This is a genomic window from Pseudoxanthomonas suwonensis 11-1 (genome assembly GCF_000185965.1).
GTDB classification, from domain to species: Bacteria; Pseudomonadota; Gammaproteobacteria; order Xanthomonadales; family Xanthomonadaceae; genus Pseudoxanthomonas; species Pseudoxanthomonas suwonensis_A.
Window position 1 is genome coordinate 3,339,245 of record NC_014924.1, and the last position, 21,922, is coordinate 3,361,166.

Genomic DNA, 21,922 nt, shown 5'->3' on the forward strand with positions numbered 1-21,922 from the left:
CTGGAGCCCTACATGCTGCGCAAGCTGCTACTTTCCTCGGCGATCGCCGTGGCCCTGACCGCCTGCGGCGACCGTTCCGCCAACGAAAACGCCATGCCCGATTCCAATCCCCCCGCTTCCGGCGCCGCCCAGGGCGACAACGCCCTGCTGGCCGCCAGCACCCTGCCCTTCCAGGCCCCGCCGTTCGACCGGATCAAGGACGGCGACTACCAGCCGGCGATCGAGGAAGGCATGCGCCAGCACCTGGCCGAGGTGCGCGCCATAGCCGACAACCCGGAGCCGCCGACCTTCGCCAACACCTTCGAGGCGCTGGAGCGCAGCGGCGAGCTGCTGACCCGCGCGGTAACGGTGTTCTTCGCGATGACCTCGGCCAATACCAACCCGACCCTGCAGGCCGCCGAGGAAGCCCTGGCGCCCAAGCTGGCCGAGCACAGCGACACCATCCACCTGGATCCGAAGCTGTTCGCGCGGGTGAAGACCATCTACGACCAGCGCGACAGCCTGGGCCTGACCGAGGAGCAGAAGACCCTGGTCGAGCACCAGTACGAGGGCTTCGTCCGCGCCGGCGCCCTGCTCTCGGAGGCCGACCAGGCCGAGCTGCGCAAGCTCAACAGCGAGGAGTCCTCGCTGACCACCGCCTTCGGCAACAAGCTGCTGGCCGCGACCAATGCCGGCGGCGTGCTGGTCACCGACAAGGCGCGCCTGGACGGCCTGGACGAAGGCACCATCGCCGCCGCTGCCGAGGCCGCCAAGGCCGCGGGCAAGGAAGGCTGGCTGCTGGTGCTGCAGAACACCACCCAGCAGCCGGTGCTCGGCTCGCTGAAGGACCGCAGCCTGCGCGAGGAAGTGCTGGCCGCGTCGCTCAACCGCGCCGCGAAGGGTGATGCCAACGACACCCGCGCCACCATCCAGCGCCTGGCCGAGCTGCGCGCACGCAAGGCCCAGCTGCTGGGCTACGAGAACTACGCCGCCTACTCCATCGCCGACCAGATGGCCGGCACCCCGGAAGTGGCGCTGAAGCTGCTGACCGACACCGTGCCGGCGGCCACCGCCCGCGCCCGCGCCGAGCTGGCCAAGATCCAGTCGGTGGTCGACAAGCAGGGCGGCGGCTTCACCGCCGGCGCCGCGGACTGGGACTTCTACGCCGAGCAGGTGCGCAAGGCCGAGTACGACCTGGACGAGTCGCAGATCAAGCCGTACTTCGAGCTGGACCGCGTGCTCAAGGACGGCGTGTTCTTCGCCGCCAACCAGCTGTACGGCATCACCCTGAAGGAACGCACCGACCTGCCGGTCTACCACCCGGACGTGCGCGTGTTCGACGTGTTCGACGAGGACGGCACCCAGCTGGCGCTGTTCTACCTCGACCCGTTCAAGCGCGACAGCAAGCAGGGTGGCGCATGGATGGGCAACTTCGTCGAGCAGGACGGCCTGACCGGCGCCATCCCGGTGATCTACAACGTCGAGAACTTCACCAAGCCCGCGCCCGGCCAGCCGGCGCTGCTGAGCTTCGACGACGTCACCACCCTGTTCCACGAGTTCGGCCACGCCCTGCACGGCATCTTCTCGAAGACGACCTACCCGAGCGTGGCCGGCACCAACGTGCCGCGCGACTTCGTCGAGTTCCCCTCGCAGTTCAACGAGCACTGGGCGCTGGACCCGAAGGTGTTCGCCAACTATGCCAAGCACCACCAGACCGGCGAGCCGATGCCGAAGGAACTGGTGGAGAAGATCGTGCGCGCCCGTACCTTCAACCAGGGCTACGCCACCACCGAGTACCTGTCGGCGGCCCTGCTCGACCTGGCCTGGCACACCCTGCCGGCCGGAGAGGCGAAGAAGGACGTGGATGCGTTCGAGAAGGAGGCGCTGGCGAAGTACAAGGTAGACCTGGCCGCGGTGCCGCCGCGCTACCGCACCAACTACTTCAGCCACGTCTGGGGCGGCGGCTACGCGGCCGGCTACTACGCCTACTTCGGCGCCGAGGTGCTGGACCACGACGCCTTCCAGTGGTTCCGCGAGAACGGCGGCCTGACCCGCGAGAACGGCAAGGTCTTCCGCGAGAAGATCCTCTCCATCGGCCACTCGCGCGACCTGGCCACCGCCTACCGCGAGTTCCGCGGCAAGGAGCCCAGCGTCGAGCCGCTGCTGGAGCACCGCGGCCTGAAGTAAGCCGCCTGCTACAGACGCAGCAAAAGGAAGGCCCGCGCAAGCGGGCCTTCTTCTTTCCAGCTCCGGACGGCGCTTCGGTCGCTGTACCGGTTCAGTCAAACCTCCCTTGCGAAGCCGGCCGCGGCGCCAGCAGATGTATATTCACCCTCGGCCACGGACTGGGTCTCAGGGGAAGCAATGCCATGGCTGTGCTAATTCCAAGCCGCGGAACCTGCGCAGGGCGGATGACGCCCGGCGAACGGCGCTTCTCACAGCGCATCGAGGACAAGCTCGAAGACGATTACGTGTGCTGGTACGACGTACCCGTCGGACCCAGCTACCGGCATCCCGACTTCGTCGTCCTGCATCCCAACCGAGGAATCCTGATCCTTGAGGTCAAGGACTGGAAGCCGGAGACGCTGGCCGAAATAGACCGGGACCGCGCGGTGCTGAACACCGAGCGTGGACGTGTGGTCGAAGCCAACCCGCTGCGACAGGCTCGGGATTACGCGATGGAGATCCATCGCCTTCTCCAGACCGACCCCGCCCTCCTGCAGCCAGCGGGCCACCGTCGCGAGGGCAAGCTGGTCATGCCGTGGGGCTTCGGGGTGGTCCTCACCAATATCTCCCGCAGCCAGTTCGAGCAGATGGAACTGGAAAACTGCCTCTCTCCGGCCAGCGTTATCTGCCGGGACGAGATGACCGAAAGCGCCGATGCGGAAGGGTTCCAGAAGCGGCTGTGGGACATGTTCATGATGCCTTTCCCCTGCCAGCTGACCGTGCCCCAGATCGATCGCGTGCGCTGGCACCTTTTCCCGCAGCTTCGCATCCAGCAGCAGGGTGAGCTTCTGCCCACCCTTACGCCAGCGATCCAGACCGCGCCGATGGAAATTCCAGACATCATCCGCGTCATGGACTTGCAGCAGGAGCAGCTCGCACGCTCGCTGGGTGACGGCCACAGGGTGATCCATGGGGTCGCGGGATCCGGAAAGACCATGATCCTCGGTTACCGCTGCGTGGAGCTCGCGCGAAGGATGCACAAGCCCGTGCTCGTGCTCTGTTTCAACAAGACGCTTGCCAGCCGGCTCGAGCAGCTCATGGTGCAACATGACGTACACGACCGCGTCGCCGTGCGTCACTTCCATGGATGGTGCAAGGAACAGCTGCAGACGTACGGCGTAAGGACGCCACCCTCCCAGCCCAGTGCAGACAGGTACGCGGCCGCGCTGGTGGATGCCGTTGTCGCAGGCCTGGAATCCAACGCAGTACCGCGCGCCCAGTATGGAGCCGTGCTGATCGACGAAGGCCACGACTTCGCGCCGGAGTGGTTGCAGCTCGTCTCGCAGATGGTCGATCCGGAGACCAATTCGCTGCTGTTGCTGTATGACGATGCCCAGACCCTCTATGGAGCTGGAGCGCGTCGCAAGTTCAGCTTTGCAAGTGTCGGCATCCAGGCAAGGGGGCGTACCACGATCCTCCGCCTTAACTACCGCAACACGCTTGAAGTGCTTTCGGTGGCCAAGGCTTTCGCGGAGGAAGTATTGGCACCCCAGGAAACGGATGACGACCATGTTCCGGTCATCCCACCGGAAAGCGCAGGCCGACGTGGCCCGATGCCGGAAATCTGGAAGGCCCGGAATATCTGGAGTGAAGCCGACCTGATCGCCCAGCGTATTGCTGATGCGTTGGCGAATGGCGCGAATCCAAATGATTTCGCCGTACTCTGCCACTCAAGAAGTCTTGCCGACTTGGTCGGCAGGCAACTGGAGAAGCAAAATCTCCCGGTGCTGGTCGCAAGCGACCAGCGACGGCGCGAGCTGTTCAATGGCGATGCTTCGGTAAAGGTAATGACCATGCACTCCAGCAAGGGCCTGGAGTTCGACACTGTCTTCATCCCTGGCATTTGCGAGCTCGCTTCGCGCGACGCGGATGTCGACCGGCGGCAACAGCAGGTCCGCCTGCTTTACGTAGCAATGACCCGTGCGCTCCGGCAGCTCGAGATTTCCCATCACGGTGAGAGCCCGATGGTCGATCAGGTGCGTGGCGTCGTGGAGAATGTTTCCCGTCAGCTGGCAGCCTGACTGGCTCCCCTACCCCTCTCCATCAACGCAGAAGCAGAAAGCCCGCGCACGCCGGCCTTCTCTTTGCCTTCTTCGAGGAGAGGACTCAGGGGACAAGGGGCGGGCGCCGAAGCGCCCGCATCGTCAACGCTTCAGGCTGGCGACGACCTCAGGGACGGTCAGGCCGATCTCCAGCTGCACGCGCACGTACTCGCGCTCCTTGCGCGACAGGGTGCGGCCAACCTCCAGGCGCACGTCCTCGGCCTGCAGGATGCGCATGATCCGCGGCAGCGCCGAGCCCACCACGTCGGGGCCATAACCGGCTTCGAGCAGCGCGGCGCGCATTACATCTTCAACGTCCATGACCATCCGGTTCATGCGGGGGAGGCGGCCATTCTGCCTGATGCTGGGCCAGACCGTACTTGCAGCATTGGAGTGCTCGATCAGAGCAGTCTCTTCGCTTCAATCAAATCGATGCGGGCCTTATGTCCATGGTCTGCGAGCAAGGACAGCAAGTTGCCTCCGTTCAAAAGCGTAATCGGCTTTCCTTGGGCGAACTTGTAGGCATCTGGACCGTAGTTCGAAGTCGTCACGAGGATCCCGCGATTCGCACCCTCGTTTAATACTGTTCCATAGAGATCTCGTACGGCGCTAACTCCCACCACATTGGTGTATCGCTTCGCCTGAATCACGATCTTCCCACCCTTGATCGGATCGGGGTCGAACGCTATCGCATCCACGCCACCGTCCCGCGATGCGCGTGTGACATGTACCTCGGAGCCGCCGCTGGAGAAGATCTTGGAAAATAACTCGCGAACCAAGTGCTCAAAGTCTTCCCATGGCATGGCCGCTAAGTTGAGCGAATCATCCAGTGAGTCAGCGACAGCACGGCCTGGAACAAGCCGTGAGTCATCCGTGTCCAGCACGAGGATCGGTCGAACTGGAGCCAACCCCGAAAGGGAGCTTGCCGCAACGCCTTTGAGCGCCTTGAAGCACGCCTTTGGATCGACGTTGGCGAGATCGAAACCAAGGAACTCACCCTTGTCTGCTCTAACAGAGAGGATGCAACTCCTCTCCAGACGGCCATTGGCAGTATTGACCGCCTCCACCCATCCATTGAACGTTATCGCTTGGATAGCATTTGCCTCGTCCGCCTCAAACAGCTCGTGGACGGTACGCAGAGCGATCTGATAACAGACGCTGTCATACAGCGTCTTCTTCTTGGCCTCCGTCAGGTGCTTCTCTACTCGCTCATTTCGCGCCTTCACGAAAGACACCCTCTCCAGGGAGGGAGTCTCTTCGGGTGCGGGCAGGCGATAGTCCACAACCATATTGCCGGAGGATTCTTCGAACGCAACGGAATAATCGATCTTCATCCATTGCGGATATTTGGAACCAGAAAGAACGAGGTCAGCGTGTTCCGTCACTCCGTTCTGGTCACCCCTCAACCAAGCGTCTCTGATCGCATCAATCTTCTCGTCCGACGCCCTGCATGTCTGTTCGTACTCTGCCTTCGCGCGCTCAAAAGCTGTCTTCTGCTGCAAAAATGCCCTTTCCCTCTCCGCATCATTGTCTCTAGCTTCGGCACACTGTTGCTCAAAGAGCCTAAGCTCGGCACTCCAGCGTTCACGCGCCTCCGCGCGCTTCTTCGACACAGCGCCGGGGATCAGGTAATGGAACCATCCAATCTTTGGGCGAAAGGACGTCTGGTCCGGCTCGCGTGGCTTGTTGGTTGGCTGAATACCTAGGGGGCGATTTCCTGCGCCATAACGGATGATCGGCAGCTTAGTGCCATCCCACACGAACGGCGGATGCTGCTTTAGTGAGTTCCAGTTGATTCGATCATCGGCTGCGAGAGACGCAGCGAGCAAACGATGGCATTCTGCTAGCGCCTGTTGCGCGGTCTGACTCTCCGCAGCCGCGCTCTCAGCTGTGGCCTGTAGCTCTAACCTGCGCTTCATTACCTCCCATTTGTCACTCCACTTGAGGAGGGCAGCATCGACTTTGCTCTCGAGTACGTTTAGATCGGCGCTCTTGATCTCGCGATGCTCACCTAGACCATCGTGCCAAAGCTCTACGAAATAGGATGAGATCTTTCCTGTAGACGTGTATCTGGCTCGAGTTGGCCCGATACGCACTTCTGGGTCTGAGGTGTGCATTCAAGACTCCCTTGTCTTTAACCGGTGAGCCGAGGGCTCCAAGCTGACAGCACATTAGCCGGATCACTTTCACGATAAAAGGCAGGCGCAATACAGAGAAAGGGGCTGCCCAAGCAGCCCCTTCCCTTTCCGTCCGGTATCGCTGGCCTGGATTACCAGATCCGCACGCGGTCTTCCGGCTTGATGTACAGCGGGTCGCCTTCCTTGATGCCGAAGGCGTCGTACCAGGCGTCGATGTTGCGCAGCGGGGCGAAGGCGCGGATGTGGCCCGGCGAGTGGGTGCCGTTGACCAGCTGCTGGCGCAGGGCGTCGTCGCGCCACAGGGTGCGCCACACCTGGGCCCAGCCCAGGAAGAAGCGCTGCTCGCCGGTGAAGCCGTCGATCACCGGGGCCGGCTTGCCGCCCAGCGAGCGGCGGTAGGCCTCCAGGGCAATGGTCAGGCCGCCGAGGTCGCCGATGTTCTCGCCCATCGCGGTGCGGCCGTTGATGTGCAGGCCGGGCAGCTGCGGGAACTCGTAGGACTCGTACTGCGCGCCGAGCTTCGCCGCCTGCGCCTCGAACTTGGCCGCGTCCTCGGCGGTCCACCAGTCGCGCAGCACGCCGGCGCCGTCGGACTTGCGGCCCTGGTCGTCGAAGCCATGGATGATCTCGTGGCCGATCACGCCGCCGATGCCGCCGTAGTTCACCGCCGGGTCGGCGTCCGGGTCGAAGAACGGCGGCTGCAGGATCGCCGCCGGGAACACGATCTCGTTCTTGACCGAGTTGTAGTAGGCGTTGACGGTCTGCGGGGTCATGCCCCACTCGTCCTTGTCGACCTGCTTGCCGAGGCGGGCACGACGGTAGTCCCACTCGAACTGGCGCGAGCGCAGCACGTTGCCGACCACGTCGCCGTTGGCGATGCGCAGGCCGCTGTAGTCGCGCCACTTCTCCGGGTGGCCGATCTTCAGGCCGAAGCCCTTGAGCTTGGCGTGGGCCTCGGCCCTGGTCGCCGGGCTCATCCACTCCAGCTGGTCGATGCGTGCGCCCATGGCGGCCTTCACGTTGGCCACCAGCTCGTCCATCTTGGCCTTGGCGTCGGCGGTGAAGTACAGCTTGACGTACTCGCGGCCCACGGCCTCGCCGAGGCTGGACTCGACCAGGTGCACGGCGCGCTTCCAGCGCTCGCGCTGCTCCAGCTGGCCGCTCATGAACTTGTCGCGGAACTCGAAGTGGGCATTGGCGAAGCGCGACGACAGCAGCGGCGCGGCATCGTCGATGGCGTGGAACGCCTGCCAGGCCTGCAGGGTGGCCACGTCGGCGGCGGCGAAGATCCTGGCCAGCTTCGGGATCGCGGTGCCCTGGCGGACCACGGCCACGGAGCCGTGGTCGACGCCGGCGGCCTTGAAGTACGAGGCCCAGGGGAAGCCCGGGGCGTAGGCGTCGAAGCGCTCGAACGGCACCGGGTTGTAGGTCCTGTCGCGGTCGCGGCTCTCGGCGCGGGTCCAGTGGGCCTCGGCCACCTTCGTCTCGAACGCCATCACCGCCTTGGCGGCGGCTTCCGGGTCCTTCCAGCCGCCCAGCTCCAGCAGCCGGGTGATGTAGGCCAGGTAGCGCTCGCGCTGCGGGGCGAAGTTGTCGCGCAGGTACATCTCGCGGTCGCCCAGGCCCAGGCCGGACTGGTTCATGTACAGGGTGTAGCGGTCCGGATCGCGCTGGTCGTCGGACACGCCCAGGCCGAACAGGGTGACGGCGAAGGTGTCGCGCGCGGCCATCAGGCGGGCGATCTCCTCGTGCGAGCCGGCCTTGCGCACGCGCTCAAGCAGCGGCTTCAGCGGGGCGTCGTCGAGCTTCTCGATGCCCGCCTCGTCCATGAAGCCCTGGTAGACCGCGGCGATCCTGGCGGTGTCGCCGCCGGTGGCCGGGTCGGCCAGCGGGTAGCCCTCGACCAGCTTGTGCAGGCGGGCCTCGGACAGGTCGCGCAGGACGCGGAAGTTGCCGTAGCTGGACTGGTCGGCCGGGATCGGGGTGTTCTTCGCCCAGTTGCCGCTGGCATAGGCGAAGAAGTCCTCGCCGGGCTTGGCGCTGGTGTCCATGCCGGCGGTGTCGAAGCCCCAGGTGCCGAGGCGCGCGGCGGGGATCGTGCCACCGCCGGCGGCGTCATCGGCGGCGTACAGCAGCTGCATGGTGCAGGCGCTGTCGACGCAGGCGTGGGCGTCATGGGCGCTGGCGTTGGCCGCCAGGCCAAGGGCGACCAGGGTCGCGGCGGTGAGCAGGGTCTTCTTCAAGGCGATCTCCATTCGGGTTGCACGCACGAGGGCGCCGCCCAGCATAGTTGCAAGTGGGATCAATGGCGGGTGCCGGAGGTTGGGTCCCGGCGCGGGGCTCAGGCCAGGGCGGCGCCGTCCCGCAGCGCGCGCACGTGGTCGACCAGGGCGCGCAGCTTGGGCGGGGCGTGGCGGCGGTCGGGGTAGTACAGGAAGAAGCCGGGGAACGACGGCAGGTAGTCCTGCAGCAGCGGCACCAGCTCGCCGCGTTCCAGCCACGGCCGGAAGCAGGCCTCGATGCCGAAGGTGATGCCGCCCCCGGCCAGGGCGGCATTGATCATCAGCGACAGGTCGTTGGTGGTGACCTGGGGATCGACCTGGACGTCGAACGGCCGGCCGTCCTCGACGAATTCCCAGCGGTGCGGGGCCACGTCCGGACGCCGGCGCCAGCCGATGCAGCGGTGCCGCACCAGCTCGCGCGGGTGCGCCGGGGTGCCGTGCGCGGCGATATAGGCCGGCGCCGCCACCGCCAGCTCGCGCTGCGGGCCGCCCAGCGGCACGGCGACCATGTCCTGCTCGATGACCTCGCCCAGGCGCACGCCGGCGTCGAAGCCGGCGGCGACGATGTCGAACTCCTCGTCGGTGACGGTCACGTCCAGGGTGATGCCCGGATGCGCCTGCGCGAACGAGGCCACCAGCTGGCCGCCCAGGAAGGGCTCGGCGATCGAGGTCACGGCCAGCTTCAGCACCCCGCGCGGGGAGGCGTCGCCACCGGCCTCGTCCAGCGCGGCGGACAGGGTCGACAGCGGACCGGCCACCTGGCGGTGCAGGCGCTGCCCCGCCTCGGTCAGGCGCACGCTGCGGGTGGAGCGCTGGACCAGGGCCACCCCCAGTCCGTCCTCGAGCTTGCGCACCGCCTGGCTCACCGCCGAGCGGGTGACGCCGAGACGGTCGGCCGCAGCGCGGAAGTTGTGGGATTCGGCCACGGCCTGGAACAGTCGCAGCAGGTTGAGGTCCGGCTCCATCGGCGGCTCCGCGCGGATTGGTTAGCCAGTCTAACCAGCTGGTCCAGCGCGAGGGGAATTCTCTTGACAGGGAAGCAGGCCTAGTTTGGCCCTACCCCCGACGGAGAACCCCGATGACCCGCGCACCCTCCCCCACCGGCCGCCCGTCGCTGCTGGCCACCGCTGCCGTGGCCGGGCTGCTCGCCCATGGCGCCGCCCATGCCGCCGGACGCCCCCTGCCCGGTCCCATCCCGGCCACCCGGGCCAGCGCGACGGCCCCCGCGGAAGCCGCCACTCCGGATCCCGCGTCGTCCCGCAAGGCCCAGGACCGGAACGCCGCGCCTGCACCCCACCCCTACGTGGGCATGTGGGTGACCGACGACGGCTACATCCGCCACGAGCTGCGTGCCGACGGCCGCTACGACGAGGCCCGCGGCCACCTCCGCAGTGCCTACCAGGGCCGCTACACGATCAGCGGCAACCACGTGGACTACCTGGACGACAGCGGCTTCACCGCCGATGGCGAGTTCATCAACGGCGTCCTGCACCACGGCGGCATGGTCCTGCGCCGGGTGCGGGCCACCCCGGCGTCCACGGCCGACTGATCCCCTTCCCCCAACTCCCGAGCTCCCATGAACGAAAACATCTACGGCAAGGTCGTGCTCGTCACCGGCGCCAGCAGCGGCATCGGCCAGGCCACCGCCAGCATGCTCGCAGCGCGCGGCGCGAAGGTCGTGCTCGGCGCGCGTCGCCTCGATCGCCTGCAGGAACTGGCGGCGTCGATCACCCGCGAGCGCAACGAGGCCATTGCCCACGCGCTGGACGTCACCGACCGCGGCAGCATGCAGGCCTTCGCCGACCACGCACTGCAGCGCTTCGGCCGCATCGACGTGCTGGTCAACAACGCCGGGATCATGCCGCTGTCGCCGATGGCGGCGCTGAAGGTCGACGAATGGGACGCCATGCTCGACGTCAACATCCGCGGCGTGCTGCACGGCATCGCCGCGGTGCTGCCGGCCATGCAGGTCCAGGGCAGCGGACATGTCATCAATGTGTCCTCCATCGGCGGGCTGTATGCGATGCCCACGGCGGCTGTGTACTGCGCCACCAAGTTCGCGGTACGCGCGATCTCCGACGGCCTGCGCCAGGAGAACGACCGCATCCGCGTCACCTGCGTGTATCCGGGCGTGGTCGAGTCCGAGCTGGCTTCGACCATCACCGATGCCGATACCGCCGCCGCGATCGCCGCGTTCCGCAAGGTCGCGCTCAAGCCGGAAGCCATCGCCGCGGCCATCGTCCACGCCATCGGCCAGCCGGAGGAGGTGGATACCAGCGACATCGTGGTGCGCCCGGTGGCGCATCCGGCCTGATCCGCCAGGAGAACCGCCATGCACATCCGCACCCTTCCGTGGCGCCTGCTGGCCTGCTGCCTGCTCGCCCTGCCCCTGCCCCTGCCCCTGCCCCTGCCCCTGCCCGCCGCGTACGCAGCGGAGCCCGCCACGGCCAGCGGCAACGCCGCCCTGGTACGCCAGGCCTTCGAGGCCTGGCGCGACGGCCGCGGCAGCGTGTGCGACCTGCTGCACGAGGAGGTCGAGTGGACCGTCGCCGGCGACAGCCCCGTATCCGGCGTCTACTGGTCCCGCGCCCAGTTCCTGGGCCAGGCGGTGGCGCCGATCACCGCGCGCCTGGCGACGCCGATCGTGCCCACCGTCGAGCACGTGGTGGCCCAGGACGACGCGGTGGTGGTGGTCTGGTCCGGCCAGGCCACGGCGAAGGACGGCCATGCCTACCGCAACCGCTATGCCTGGCACCTGCAGCTGCGCGAGGGCCGCATCGTGCGCGCGGTCGCCTTCCTCGACACCTGGGCGCTGGCACAGCTGATGCGCTGAGCCGCGTTCAGGGCCCGCGGCGGAAGCGTGGCAGGAACAGGGTGGCGAGCTTGAACAGCTCCGCGGCGAGCAGCACCGCGATGGCGATGGCGACCGCGGCGCCCCCCGGCAGCTTCGTAGCCCAGCCGCCCGGCCACAGCAGGATGGCGCCGGTCGGTACGGCAAGCAGCAGGCGCGGCAAGGCCTGGACCGCGGCCAGCCACGCGCCCGCGGGTCGGCGTTGGAGCAGCAGGACGCCGGAGACCGGTAGCGAGACGTAGACGAGCAGGCTGGCCGCGGCCAGCCACATCGGCACGGCGTTGCCATGGACGGCCGCGGTGTCGCGGGCGGCGGCGAGGTCGCCCAGCAGCGGCGTCATCCCGCGGCCGATGCTGTCGACCACGTAGTGCGCGAAGTAGGCCAGGTCCAGCAGGCCCCACGCGACCATCCACCTGCCCGCATTGACCCCGCGCGGGCCCTGCATCGCTGCCGTGCCTGTCATTGGATTCCCCTTCCCATCCTGGCGCCGCGATGCACGCACGGCATGCAACCTGCCGCCGCACGATATGCAGCAGCGACATGCCGCGCAATGCAGCCGCGGTGTGCTGGACCGGAGGCGGTGGAAGACCTGCGCCCTTCGCGCTACCAGAGCAGCAGGTAGCGCACGCGCCTGCAGCGGCAGCGCATGCCACCGTCGCGGGTAGGCCGTTCGTAGCGATGGAATCCCAACAGGCAGGACAAGCAGGAAAGCAGGCGAGACATGGCGACGATCCCCTGTCGCGCACCCGGCCCTCTCCCCGCCCGGGCCGGAAACCGGGGGCGTGCTGGCCGCTGCGCGTACGACGAGATTCGCGCCACGCCAGTGGCACGGGAATCGGCGTTGTCTCATTTGTGGCGGTGCAGCAGGTTCCCCCCGACCCGGCTCCGCCTCCCCCTACGAGGCTGCTAGCGCAGCTGGTAGCGGATGCGACGACAGTGGCAGCGCATGCCGCCATCCGGCGTCGGCCTCGAATAACGGTGGATCCCCAACAGACACAACAGCCTTTGCAGACGTGACACGAACACCTCCCCCCAAGGGCGCGCCAGCGTGTCCAGACGGACAGGTATGGTTGACGCACGTCACGAATATCCCATTGCCGCCGGGGCACGGCAACGGGTCATCCGACGAACGGACGAGGTAACCGGGAGACTACGGGTCGAGCGCTTCGCGCCCGGCATAGTCGCCGCGGACGTGGCGGTTGATGTAGGTGTTGAGCCCGTCCCCGGCCGCGGCCAGGCGCTGCATTTCCAGCACGTGCCCGGTGCCGGGATGGCGGGCGTCGTAGCGGTAGGTGCCGCCGTGGCGGAAGCGCACCGCGATCCAGCCGGGTCCGCACTCGTAGGCCTCGATGCCCGAATCGCCGTCGCTGCCCTGGTAAGGCTTCATCGCCGCCGTCTCCGATGCCGCCCGTCTGGTGCGTCCATGTCAGCACGGCATGCGTGCAGGCCGGATCAGCAGCGGCTGCTAGCGGCTCCGGCCGGCCCCCAGCCGCCAGGCCAGGCCGGACACGCGGCTGACATGGCGCGACAGCGCGGTGCCCAGGATCGACGGATCGGCGCACAGGTGCAGGGAATCGCGGGCGCGCGTCAGGCCGGTGTAGACCAGTTCGCGCGAGAGCACGCGGCTGTCCCTGGCGGGCAGCACCAGCCACACCTCGTTGAACTCCGAGCCCTGGGCCTTGTGCACGGTCATGGCGAAGGCGCTGGAGTGCGCGGGCAGGGCGGCCGGATGGAACGCGCGCGGCGCGTCCGGCATCTCGCCCGGGAACCAGGCCATCAGCTGGCCCTGCGCGTCGCGCAGGCAGATGCCGATGTCGCCGTTGAACAGGCGATGGCGGTAGTGGTTCTCGGTGACCAGCAGCAGGCGGCCGTGGAAGAAGCCATCGCTGCGCGTGCGCGGCTGGTGCTGGGCGAGGCGGTCGGCCAGCAGGGCCTCGATCCGCCGGTTGAGTCCGGCCGCGCCCTGCGGGCCCTCGCGCACCGCGGTGAGGATGCGCAGGCGACCGGCCAGGGCCAGGGCCTCGGCGGGCGAGGGCGCATCGGCCAGCGCGGTCCAGTGGGCGAGGAAATGCTCGCGTCGCGCCGGATCCTGCAGCAGGTCGGGGACGGCGTCGTGGTAGTGCACGCCATCGAGCCTGCCCTCGCGCAGCAGTTCCAGCGCACGGGCCTGGTCGCCGACACGCACGGCGGCCGCCAGCGGTGCCAGGTCCAGCGCCGCGGACTGGCGCCAGCCGCGCACCAGGTGCACGTGGCGGGCAGGGAAGGGCGTGGCGGTATCCGCCTCGATCGCCGATGCCTCGACCTCGCCCAGCAGCGGCTGCAGGGTGCGCGCATCGGATGCGGCCAGGTGCATGCCGTCGCCGGCGGCGGCGAGGATGCCGCTGAGCACGTCGCCGGCCTCGACCGAGGGCAGCTGGTCCGGATCGCCGAGCAGGACCAGGCGCGCGCCATCGGGCACGGCCTCGACCAGCTTGGCCATCAGCGGCAGGTCGATCATCGAGGCCTCGTCGACCACCACGATGTCCACGGCCAGCGGATTGCCCGCGTGGTGGCGGAAGCGCGGCGAGTCCGGGATGGTGCCGAGCAGGCGGTGCAGGGTGCGGCCGGTGGTGGCCAGCGGTGCCAGCAACCCGTCCTCGATGCCTTCGGCGGACAGCTGCTGCGCGGCGCGGCGCAGGCTCTCGGCCATGCGCTCGGCGGCGCGGCCGGTGGGCGCGGCCAGGGCGATACGCGGCGCCGGTTGTCCGGCGGCCGCGGCGCGTGCGCCGAGCAGCACCAGCAGCCTGGCGATCGTGGTGGTCTTGCCGGTACCGGGGCCGCCGGTCACCAGCAGCAGGCGGTGGAGCAGGGCGACCGCGGCGGCACGCGCCTGGTGGTCGCCACCGCCGGCCGCCTGCGGGAACAGGCGCGCGAACAGCGGCGCCAGCGCATCGATGCCGTCGGGCTCGACCGCACCCCTGCCCAGCCGCCGGAGGCCCGCGGCCAGGCGACGCTCGTATTCGCGGTAGCGGCGCAGGTAGAGCAGGCCGTCCTCCAGCACCAGCGGCGCGCTGCCCTGCGCCTCGTCGGCCGGATCGGCGGGACGGGCGACCCAGCGCGAGGCTTCCAGCCCAGCCTGCCACTGCGCCGGCGCGGGCCATTCCAGGGCCAGGTCGACCAGGGCGCGCGGCTGGTCGATGCGGAAACCAGCGTGGCCGGCCGAGACCGCCAGCGAAGCCAGCGCCGCGGCGACGGCGACGGCATCGGGCGTGCTGGGGTCAAGCCGGCGCAGGCTCAGGGCCAGGGCATGGTCGAGGGTGCGCAGCGCGCCTTCCCGGCGCAGGTCCTCCAGCAGGCTCATGCCGCCACCTCCGCGCTGGCACGGCCGGCGAACAGTGCATCCACCGCTTCCACCAGTTGCGGCTCGAAGCGCCAGGCCTGCACGCCGGGACGCACGCCATCCACCGGGGCGGCGCTGGCATCCAGGCCACGGCAGAACAGGTAGCGAACGCCGCCGAAGTCGCGCGCGTAGTCGTAGGCCTCGCCCAGGCGGAAGCGCAGCCAGCGGTGCAGGGCGACGGTGTAGATCAACGCCTGCAGCTGGTACTCGCTGTGTTCCATGGCCTCGGCCATCTGTTGCGGGCCGTAGCCGGGCAGGCGGTTGGACTTGTAGTCGAGCACGTACCAGCGTCCGTCGTGCAGGTAGGTCAGGTCGATCAGGCCGGTCATCAGTCCTTCCAGCCGGCGGCGGCCGCCGAAGCCGCTGCGCCCGTGCAGCAGGCCATGGCGGTGCAGCAGCGACAGCAGGGCATCGGTGCGCGTGGGCGCCAGCGCGAACTGGAACTCGATCTCTGCCCGGCGCTGGTCTTCCGGCAACGCCGCCAGGCGCGCGCCCTCGGGCAGCGGCACGGTCAGGGTGTGGCCGGCCAGGCGGGTGAGCACGGCGATGCCGTCCTCGAGGTCGGTCTCCGCATAACCGGCATTGCGCAGCGCCTTCCCGATGCGCTGTTCCTCGCCGGCAGGTGCCGGATCGCCCGGCTGCCAGTCCTGCCAGGCGGCGAAGTCGGCGAATTCCAGCACCTCGTGCAGCACCACGCCGAAGCGCGAGCCGCTGAAACGCGGATCATAGGCCTCGTCCACCGGCGCTTCGGCCTCGGGCGAAGCCGGCTCGTCGCGACCACCCGGCGCGGGCTGGGTGGCAGCGCTGGAGGTATCGCCCGCGCCATCGGCATTGGCCAGCTGGGTGAAGCTGTACACCCACCAGTCGCTAGCCAGCGGGCGCGAGAGCTCGCGCGCCGGCGGCACCTGGCCTTCGGCCTCGGCCGGCAGCCAGGGCAGGTCGACGGGGGGCTCGCCCGCGTCCAGGACGATGGCGCCTGGCAGGGCCTTTGCCAGCTCCTGCGGGTCGCTGACCATCGGCCACAACGCGGTCTTGCCGTGGTTGTAGAACTCGCCGGTGGCCAGCCACAGCGCATCGCGCGCACGGGTCAGGCCCACGTACAGCAGGCGCGCGTCCTCTGCCGCTTCGCCGGTCTTCCATTCGTCCACGGCCTGGTTCCAGCCGCTGGTGTCGGCCTGCAGCTTCCAGTGCAGCACCGGCGCCCGGTCGTGCGGATCGCGCGCGGTGATGCAGCGGCCCGGGTCGCGGACCTTGCCGCCGATGCCCACGTACGGCAGGAACACCAGCGGGTATTCCAGGCCCTTGCTCTTGTGCAGGGTCACGATCTGCACCCGGTGCGCGTCCGATTCCAGGCGCAGCAGCTGGGTCTCGTCGTCGCTGCTGGCCTGGGCGATGGCGCGCTCCAGCCAGTCGACCAGGCCGTGCGGGCCCAGCGCGTGGCGCCACGCTACCTGCAGCTGTTCGGCCAGCTGCAGGTAGTTGGTGAGGCGGCGCTCGCCATCGACCAGGGCCAGCAGGCGGGTGGCCTGCCGGGCGCAGAGTTCGCCGATGAGGACCAGCGGCTTGCCCTGGTCCAGGCGCTCGCGCCAGCCCAGCGCGGTGGCGCGCCAGGCCTGCATGGCCGGGCCGTCGGCATCGAGCGCGGCGATGTGCTGCGCGTCCTGGCCGACCAGCACCGTGGCCAGCGCGGCGCGCAGGCGGCTGTCGTCGTCGCCGTGCAGCAGCGCCTGCAGCAGCGCCAGCAGTTCATGCGCCTCGTCGGTGCAGAACAGGCTCAGGTTGCCGGCGGCCACGGCGGGGATGCCGACCTTGGCCAATGCCTGGCGGATGCGGGTGGCCTCGTGGTGCTTGCGCACCAGCACCGCGATGTCGCCGGGGCGCACCGGGCGGCCATCGATGCTGGCGCGGCCGGCGCGGGCATCGACCAGCACCGAGTGGATCGCGGCGACGCAGGCGGCGGTGGCCAGGTCGCGCGACTTGCCGGCGGGCCAGGGCTTGCGCTTGCCGTTGGAATCCACCGGCGGTGCAGGCGCCTGCCACAGGGTCAGCGCGGGCGCGGTGGTGCCGTCGCGCTGGAATCCGGCGTCCGCGCGCTTGCCGCCCGGCTGCACCGGATGGAACACGATGCGCCCGTCGACGAAGGCGGTCGCGCCGGCACGCGTGTACATCGCCTCGATCGCCGACAGCACCGCGGGCCGCGAGCGGAAGTTGCGGTCCAGCGGCGGCGCGGCCTTGGCGGTCCCGCGCGCGGCCAGGTAGGTTTCCACGTCGCCGCCGCGGAAGCGGTAGATCGCCTGCTTCGGATCGCCGATCAGGAACAGCGCCGGATCGCCGCTGGCGGCGCCGAACACGCGCTCGAAGATGCGCCACTGGCGCAGGTCGGTGTCCTGGAACTCGTCGACCAGGGCGATCGCGTACTGTTCGCGCAGGCGCCCGGCCAGCTCGTCGGCGTGCGGGCCTTCCAGGGCATTGGCGACGTCGTCGATCAGGTCGTCGTAGGTCTGCACCCGCAGCTGCCGCTTGAGCGTGGCCAGGCGCCGGCGCGCGTCGGCACGCACCTGGTGCAGCATCGCCACGCAGCGCGCCTCGCGGTACGCGGACACCTGCTCCACCGCCTGGGCGTAGGCTTCGACCGCCGCGCACAGCGGCGAATCCGGGGTCTTGCCCGCACCATCCTTGCTGGTGCACTTGAGCAGGGTGGCGCGGTACAGCTGGCCCAGCTTGGGATGGGCGAACGGCACGTGCGGCTCGCCGGCCTGGCACCAGCGCCGCAGCTGGGCGAACAGGTCCGCGATCCACGCCGCCTTGTAGCTGCCGCCGTGCAGCACCTTGCCGGCCACGGCCGACAACAGCGCCTCGCGCAGGTCGTCGGCATGGGCGAGCCCGGCCTGCAGCAGTTCGCGGCCGGCGGCCTCCAGCTCTGGCTGCGGATCAGGCGGCAGCGCCTTGCCCGGCTCCGGGCGCAGCCGCGGCTGGCGCACCAGCGCCGGCAGGTCGGCGGCCAGCGCCTGCGGATTGCCCCAGAGGCCCTCGAGGTCGGCGACGCTGTCGGCGTCGATCGCATGCGCGCGCCACAGGTCGGCAGCCACCGCCTCGCGCAGGCCGATGTCGTTTGCCAGCAGCTCCGGCGGATCGAAGCCCTGGCCGCTTTCCAGCGCGTGCTCGCGCAACACCCGCGCGCAGAAACCGTGGATGGTGAACACCGCGGCCTGGTCGATGCTGTCGGCGGCCAGGCGCAGGCGGCGCGCCACCTGGGTGATCTCTTCCCCGCTGGCATCGAGGTGCGCCTGCAGCAGCTGCGCGGTGAGCTGCGCCTCGCCCGGGCCGTCGGCGGGGACGGTGCCGGCAGCCACCTCGGCAGCCAGCACCAGGCGCTTGCGCACGCGGGAACGCAGTTCCTGGGTGGCGGCCTCGGTGAAGGTCACCGCGAGGATGCGCTCCACCGGCAGCGCGCGCTCCAGCACCAGGCGCACGACCAGCGTGGCCAGGGTGAAGGTCTTGCCGGTACCAGCGGAGGCTTCGATCGAGCGCACCCCGCCCAGCGGCATGGTCAGGAAATCGCCGTTCGCGCTCATGCCGCGTCCTCCGCGTCATGGCGGCTGGCCAGGCCCTTGAGCATCAACGGATCGACCGGAGAGGAAAGAGCGGCCCCGGTCACCGCTGCATAGATCGAATGCGAAGCCTCGACGAAGCGGCGCAGCATCGCCGGCTCCGCGAACGGATCGCAGCCGCGCAGCGCCAGCCGCACCGATGCATCCTCGCCCTCGGCGAAGAACTGGCCGTTGCCATGCCAGCGCCCGCGCGCTTTGGGCACGCTGCGTTCGTAGTCGTCCATGCCCTGGTGGATCTCCCAGCCGCTGTACGGCATGAATGGCAGTGGCGCCGCCAGCCCCTGTTCGCGCAGCTGCAGCAGGGCGGCAAGGGCCGCCTTCGCCTGGTCCTGTGTAGGTGGCGCGACCACGAAGGGACCATGGCCGGTTCCGGGCTCGCCCTCGTGGAACAGCACCAGCGGCAGCGGTTCCCCGGCAGCGGCGGCCAGCAGCCAGTCCAGGCCCTGGCGGATCCAGGCCGGGCCGTTGGGCTGGCCGAAACGCACCCGGGCGATGCCCTGCGGATAGATGTTGTCGACCTGGCCGCGCAGGCCGGTGCCGTCGATCGTGGCCTCGAACACCCGCGACTGCGGTTCGTCCGTTCCACGCCACGACGCGAACGCCTCGCGCCAGGGCAGCAGGCTCCGCGCCTGGCGCTCGAGCACGCTGCGTCCGGATGCACCGGAGGGCAGCAGGCCACGCGCACGCAGCAGGGCATGGGTGGTGGGGGCGTCATCGCCGCGCAGCAGGGACTCGAACACCGCCCGCTGCAGCAGCGTGCGTTCCAGAGGTTCGGCCGGCGCGGCCAGCGGCTCCAGGTCCTCGCCGTGGCTTTCCACTTCCGGCAGGCGCACCCGCACCCGGTTGAGGAACTCACGCGCCGGGTTGAGCAGGAAGCGGCGCAGGGCCTCCAGCGGCAGTACCGGAATGGCGCCGACCGGCTCGTCGGCAGGCGGCGGCGCGGGCAGGGCCTGGCCGTTGAACCACGGCGCCAGCGGACTGCGCTGGGCCGATGGCTGCGCCGCGGCCTCGCGCCAGTCGCGGCGGTAGGAGAAGCGGCGCGGCTCGCCATCGGAACCGAACGCATCCGGCGAGAACGGCTGCAGCGGATGTTCCACCACCAGCGCGCGGGTGACCGGCGAGGTGTCGCCCGGCGGATGCTCGTGCTGCGCGGCGGCCGCCTCCAGCAGTTCGGACACCAGCACCGAAGGCTCGCGCTCGCTGCCGTCACGCGGGTCCCTGCCGATCCAGCTGACGTAGAACACGTCCTGGGCGGCGGCCATCAGCTGCAGGAACAGGAAGCGGTCGTCCTCGCGGGTGGAACGGTCGCCGTGGCGGCGGTCAGGGGTGCCGAGCTCGGCGGTGAGGCGGTTGAGGCCGGCGGCGGGATCGCGGCGCGGGAACTCGCCATCGTTCATGCCCAGCACGCAGATCGCCCGGAACGGCAGCAGGCGCATCGGCACCATGCGGCCGATGCTGACGCCACCGGTCAGCAGCGGGGCGCGGGTATCGGCCTCGGACAGCATCGCGGCGAAATGCGCGCGCACCGCCTCGGACGGAACCGGCGCCTCGTAGCCGGCATCCTTCGCGGTTTGCGCGAAGGCGTCGACCAGGCTGCGCAGGCGGTCGAGCGCGCGCTGGGTCTTCGGATCGGACGGCGGCTTCGGCAGCAGCGAGACCAGCAGCTGCAGCAGGCGCTCGCGCCACTGCGCCGGGGCCAGCGCGCCGCCGAGCACGCGTTCGTGCAGGGCCAGCACCCGCAGCAGCCGCACCAGGGTATCCAGCGCATCGATTGCGCTGCCTTCCAGCTCCGGCATCGGCGCGACCACCTGGCCGTCGTCGAGCAGCACCGGCTCGTCGCTGCCGGAGGCGTGGCCCAGCAGCAGGCGGTCCAGGGCGAAGGACCAGGTGTAGGCATCGTCCTCCGGTGCATCCAGGCGCGCGCGGTGGGCGGCGTCGATGCCCCAGCGCGCGCCGGCGGCCGACAGCCAGCTGCGCAGGCGCTCCAGCGCGGGCGCATCGAGTTCGTTGGCCTCGGCCACCGCGGGGCTCGCCAGCAGGTCCAGCACCTCGTGCAGGCCGAAGCGCGACACCGGCAGCGCCAGCAGGCGCAGGAACACGCCGGCCAGCGGCTCGTTGGCCAGCGGGCTGGTGTCGGCCAGGGCGTAGGGAATGGCGTCCGGATCGCCGCGGCGGCCGAACACCGGTTCCAGGTAGGGCAGGTAGGGATCGATGTCCGGCGCCAGCACCGCGACCTCGCGCGGCTGCAGCGGGGGATCGAAGCGCGGGTCGTCGAACAGCGCGCGCAGCTGGTCGGCCAGCACCTGCAGCTCGCGCAGGCGGGTGTGGCAGGCGTGCAGCTGCAGGCTGGGATCGTCCAGCGCGACCGTCGCGCGCAGCGGGGCGCCCGGGCTGGCGCGGCGGTGGTAGACGTCGGCCTGCAGCCGGCGCAGCAGGCTGCCCTGCAGGGCGCCGCCGCCCTCGGCCGGATCGGCGTGGACGTTGAACTCGGCCGAGGCGTGGACCAGCTCGTAGCTGCCGACCAGGTGCATGAAGTCGGCACCGGCCGCGCCCCAGCGCTGCAGCAGCAGGTTCTCGCCCGCTTCCTGCGCGGTTTCGCCGCGGCGCAGGCGCTGCAGGTCGCCCCAGTAGTCGGCCACCGGCGAGGGCACGAACAGGTGCAGGCTGCCGACCCGGGCCTGGGTGGCGATCACCCGCAGCACGTCCGGCGAGACATTGAGGGTGGCGAAGGCCGACAGCCGCGTTGGCAGGCCGCGCGGCAGCTCGCCGTCGATGCGGTCGAAGCGCTCCAGGTACTGCTGGATCCGGCGCGCGCGGTGGGGGCGCCCGCGGGCGACGCGGCGCCAGAGGATGGCCTGCGGGTCGTCCGGCCCGGCGCCATCCTCCCAGCGCAGCAGCCAGTCGCGGCGCCAGGCCTGGTACTTGTTGAACACGTTGGCCAGCTCGCCGGCCAACGACCAGGCGCGCAGCGGATCGTCGCCGCCGACATGCGCGGCGATCCGCTGCATCGCCGGCTGCGCCAGCAGGGCGCGGTCGGTCAGGGCCGCGTACAGGTGCCAGTGCAGGGTCTCGACGTCGAGCTCGTCGAGCTTGCGGCCCTGTTCGTCGCGTGGCGCCGGCAGGTTGGCCGCCAGCGCCCGGCCGACGAACTCGCCGGGGGTCAGGAACTCGATGTTGGCCGCCACCCCGTGCTCGGCGGCAAGGGTGGCCTGCAGCCAGCGGCGCATCGCCACCTGCGGGATCAGCACCACCTCCGGCGCCAGCAGCGACTGGCCGGGCGCGGGCTGGCGCAGCACCTGGGCCAGGATGCCGGCCAGGATTTCCAGCGAGTTGGAGTGGTACAGCCGGAAGTCGGGGCTGGCGTCGGTGCGGGGCTCGGGCATCAGGCCATCTTGCCGCAGCGCCGTCGCAACA

Annotated in this window: 14 protein-coding genes; 5 read left to right on the forward strand and 9 right to left on the reverse strand. The window is 69.6% G+C overall.

Annotated elements, in window-relative coordinates; translation table 11 throughout:
* Positions 1 to 12 precede the first annotated feature (12 nt).
* Entirely contained in the window at positions 13 to 2,166 is a 2,154-nt protein-coding gene (dcp, locus tag PSESU_RS15220) for a peptidyl-dipeptidase Dcp (RefSeq protein ID WP_013536686.1), read from the forward strand.
* A 224-nt stretch (positions 2,167 to 2,390) separates the two neighbouring features.
* A complete protein-coding gene (locus tag PSESU_RS15225; RefSeq protein ID WP_041764222.1) occupies positions 2,391 to 4,226 on the forward strand; it encodes a 3'-5' exonuclease in 1,836 nt (611 codons plus the stop codon).
* 123 nt (positions 4,227 to 4,349) lie between these two features.
* On the opposite strand, the gene PSESU_RS15230 is transcribed toward PSESU_RS15225, so the two are convergent.
* From PSESU_RS15230 to PSESU_RS15240, 4 genes are all read right to left on the reverse strand, one after another.
* Positions 4,350 to 4,568, reverse strand: coding sequence for a hypothetical protein (locus PSESU_RS15230; protein ID WP_013536688.1), 219 nt, complete (start codon positions 4,566 to 4,568; stop codon positions 4,350 to 4,352).
* Between the two features lie 80 nt (positions 4,569 to 4,648).
* A complete protein-coding gene (locus PSESU_RS16050) occupies positions 4,649 to 6,364 on the reverse strand; it encodes a restriction endonuclease (protein ID WP_013536689.1) in 1,716 nt (571 codons plus the stop codon).
* A gap of 152 nt (positions 6,365 to 6,516) precedes the next feature.
* Positions 6,517 to 8,628, reverse strand: a complete 2,112-nt coding sequence (locus PSESU_RS15235) for a M13 family metallopeptidase (RefSeq protein WP_041765194.1) — start codon at positions 8,626 to 8,628, stop codon at positions 6,517 to 6,519.
* 98 nt (positions 8,629 to 8,726) lie between these two features.
* Complete coding sequence (locus PSESU_RS15240) at positions 8,727 to 9,632, reverse strand: LysR family transcriptional regulator (protein WP_013536691.1); 906 nt, start codon at positions 9,630 to 9,632, stop codon at positions 8,727 to 8,729.
* A gap of 113 nt (positions 9,633 to 9,745) precedes the next feature.
* Between PSESU_RS15240 and PSESU_RS16055 the strand changes: the two genes are divergently transcribed.
* From PSESU_RS16055 to PSESU_RS15255, 3 genes are read left to right on the forward strand one after another with little or no spacing between them, the layout of a single operon-like run.
* Complete coding sequence (locus PSESU_RS16055) at positions 9,746 to 10,216, forward strand: Atu4866 domain-containing protein (RefSeq protein WP_013536692.1); 471 nt, start codon at positions 9,746 to 9,748, stop codon at positions 10,214 to 10,216.
* 27 nt (positions 10,217 to 10,243) lie between these two features.
* Entirely contained in the window at positions 10,244 to 10,981 is a 738-nt protein-coding gene (locus PSESU_RS15250; RefSeq protein WP_013536693.1) for an SDR family oxidoreductase, read from the forward strand.
* An 18-nt stretch (positions 10,982 to 10,999) separates the two neighbouring features.
* Positions 11,000 to 11,500: a nuclear transport factor 2 family protein gene (locus tag PSESU_RS15255; RefSeq protein ID WP_013536694.1), complete on the forward strand. Its 501-nt coding sequence runs from the start codon at positions 11,000 to 11,002 to the stop codon at positions 11,498 to 11,500.
* A 7-nt stretch (positions 11,501 to 11,507) separates the two neighbouring features.
* Here the strand turns inward: PSESU_RS15255 and PSESU_RS15260 are convergent, their stop codons facing one another.
* The 5 genes from PSESU_RS15260 to recC all read right to left on the reverse strand — a co-directional run bounded on the left by PSESU_RS15260 (position 11,508) and on the right by recC (position 21,891).
* Positions 11,508 to 11,981, reverse strand: a complete 474-nt coding sequence (locus PSESU_RS15260) for a hypothetical protein (RefSeq protein ID WP_155942792.1) — start codon at positions 11,979 to 11,981, stop codon at positions 11,508 to 11,510.
* Between the two features lie 687 nt (positions 11,982 to 12,668).
* Positions 12,669 to 12,905 carry a hypothetical protein gene (locus PSESU_RS15265; protein ID WP_013536696.1) on the reverse strand — a complete coding sequence of 79 codons (237 nt, stop codon included), beginning with the start codon at positions 12,903 to 12,905 and terminating at the stop codon, positions 12,669 to 12,671.
* 78 nt (positions 12,906 to 12,983) lie between these two features.
* Positions 12,984 to 14,858 carry an exodeoxyribonuclease V subunit alpha gene (gene recD / locus PSESU_RS15270; RefSeq protein WP_013536697.1) on the reverse strand — a complete coding sequence of 625 codons (1,875 nt, stop codon included), beginning with the start codon at positions 14,856 to 14,858 and terminating at the stop codon, positions 12,984 to 12,986.
* Positions 14,855 to 18,472: a UvrD-helicase domain-containing protein gene (locus PSESU_RS15275; RefSeq protein WP_013536698.1), complete on the reverse strand. Its 3,618-nt coding sequence runs from the start codon at positions 18,470 to 18,472 to the stop codon at positions 14,855 to 14,857. The genes recD and PSESU_RS15275 overlap by 4 nt, the downstream gene beginning before the upstream one ends.
* Complete coding sequence (gene recC / locus PSESU_RS15280) at positions 18,469 to 21,891, reverse strand: exodeoxyribonuclease V subunit gamma (RefSeq protein WP_013536699.1); 3,423 nt, start codon at positions 21,889 to 21,891, stop codon at positions 18,469 to 18,471. The genes PSESU_RS15275 and recC overlap by 4 nt, the downstream gene beginning before the upstream one ends.
* Positions 21,892 to 21,922: the final 31 nt, after the last annotated feature.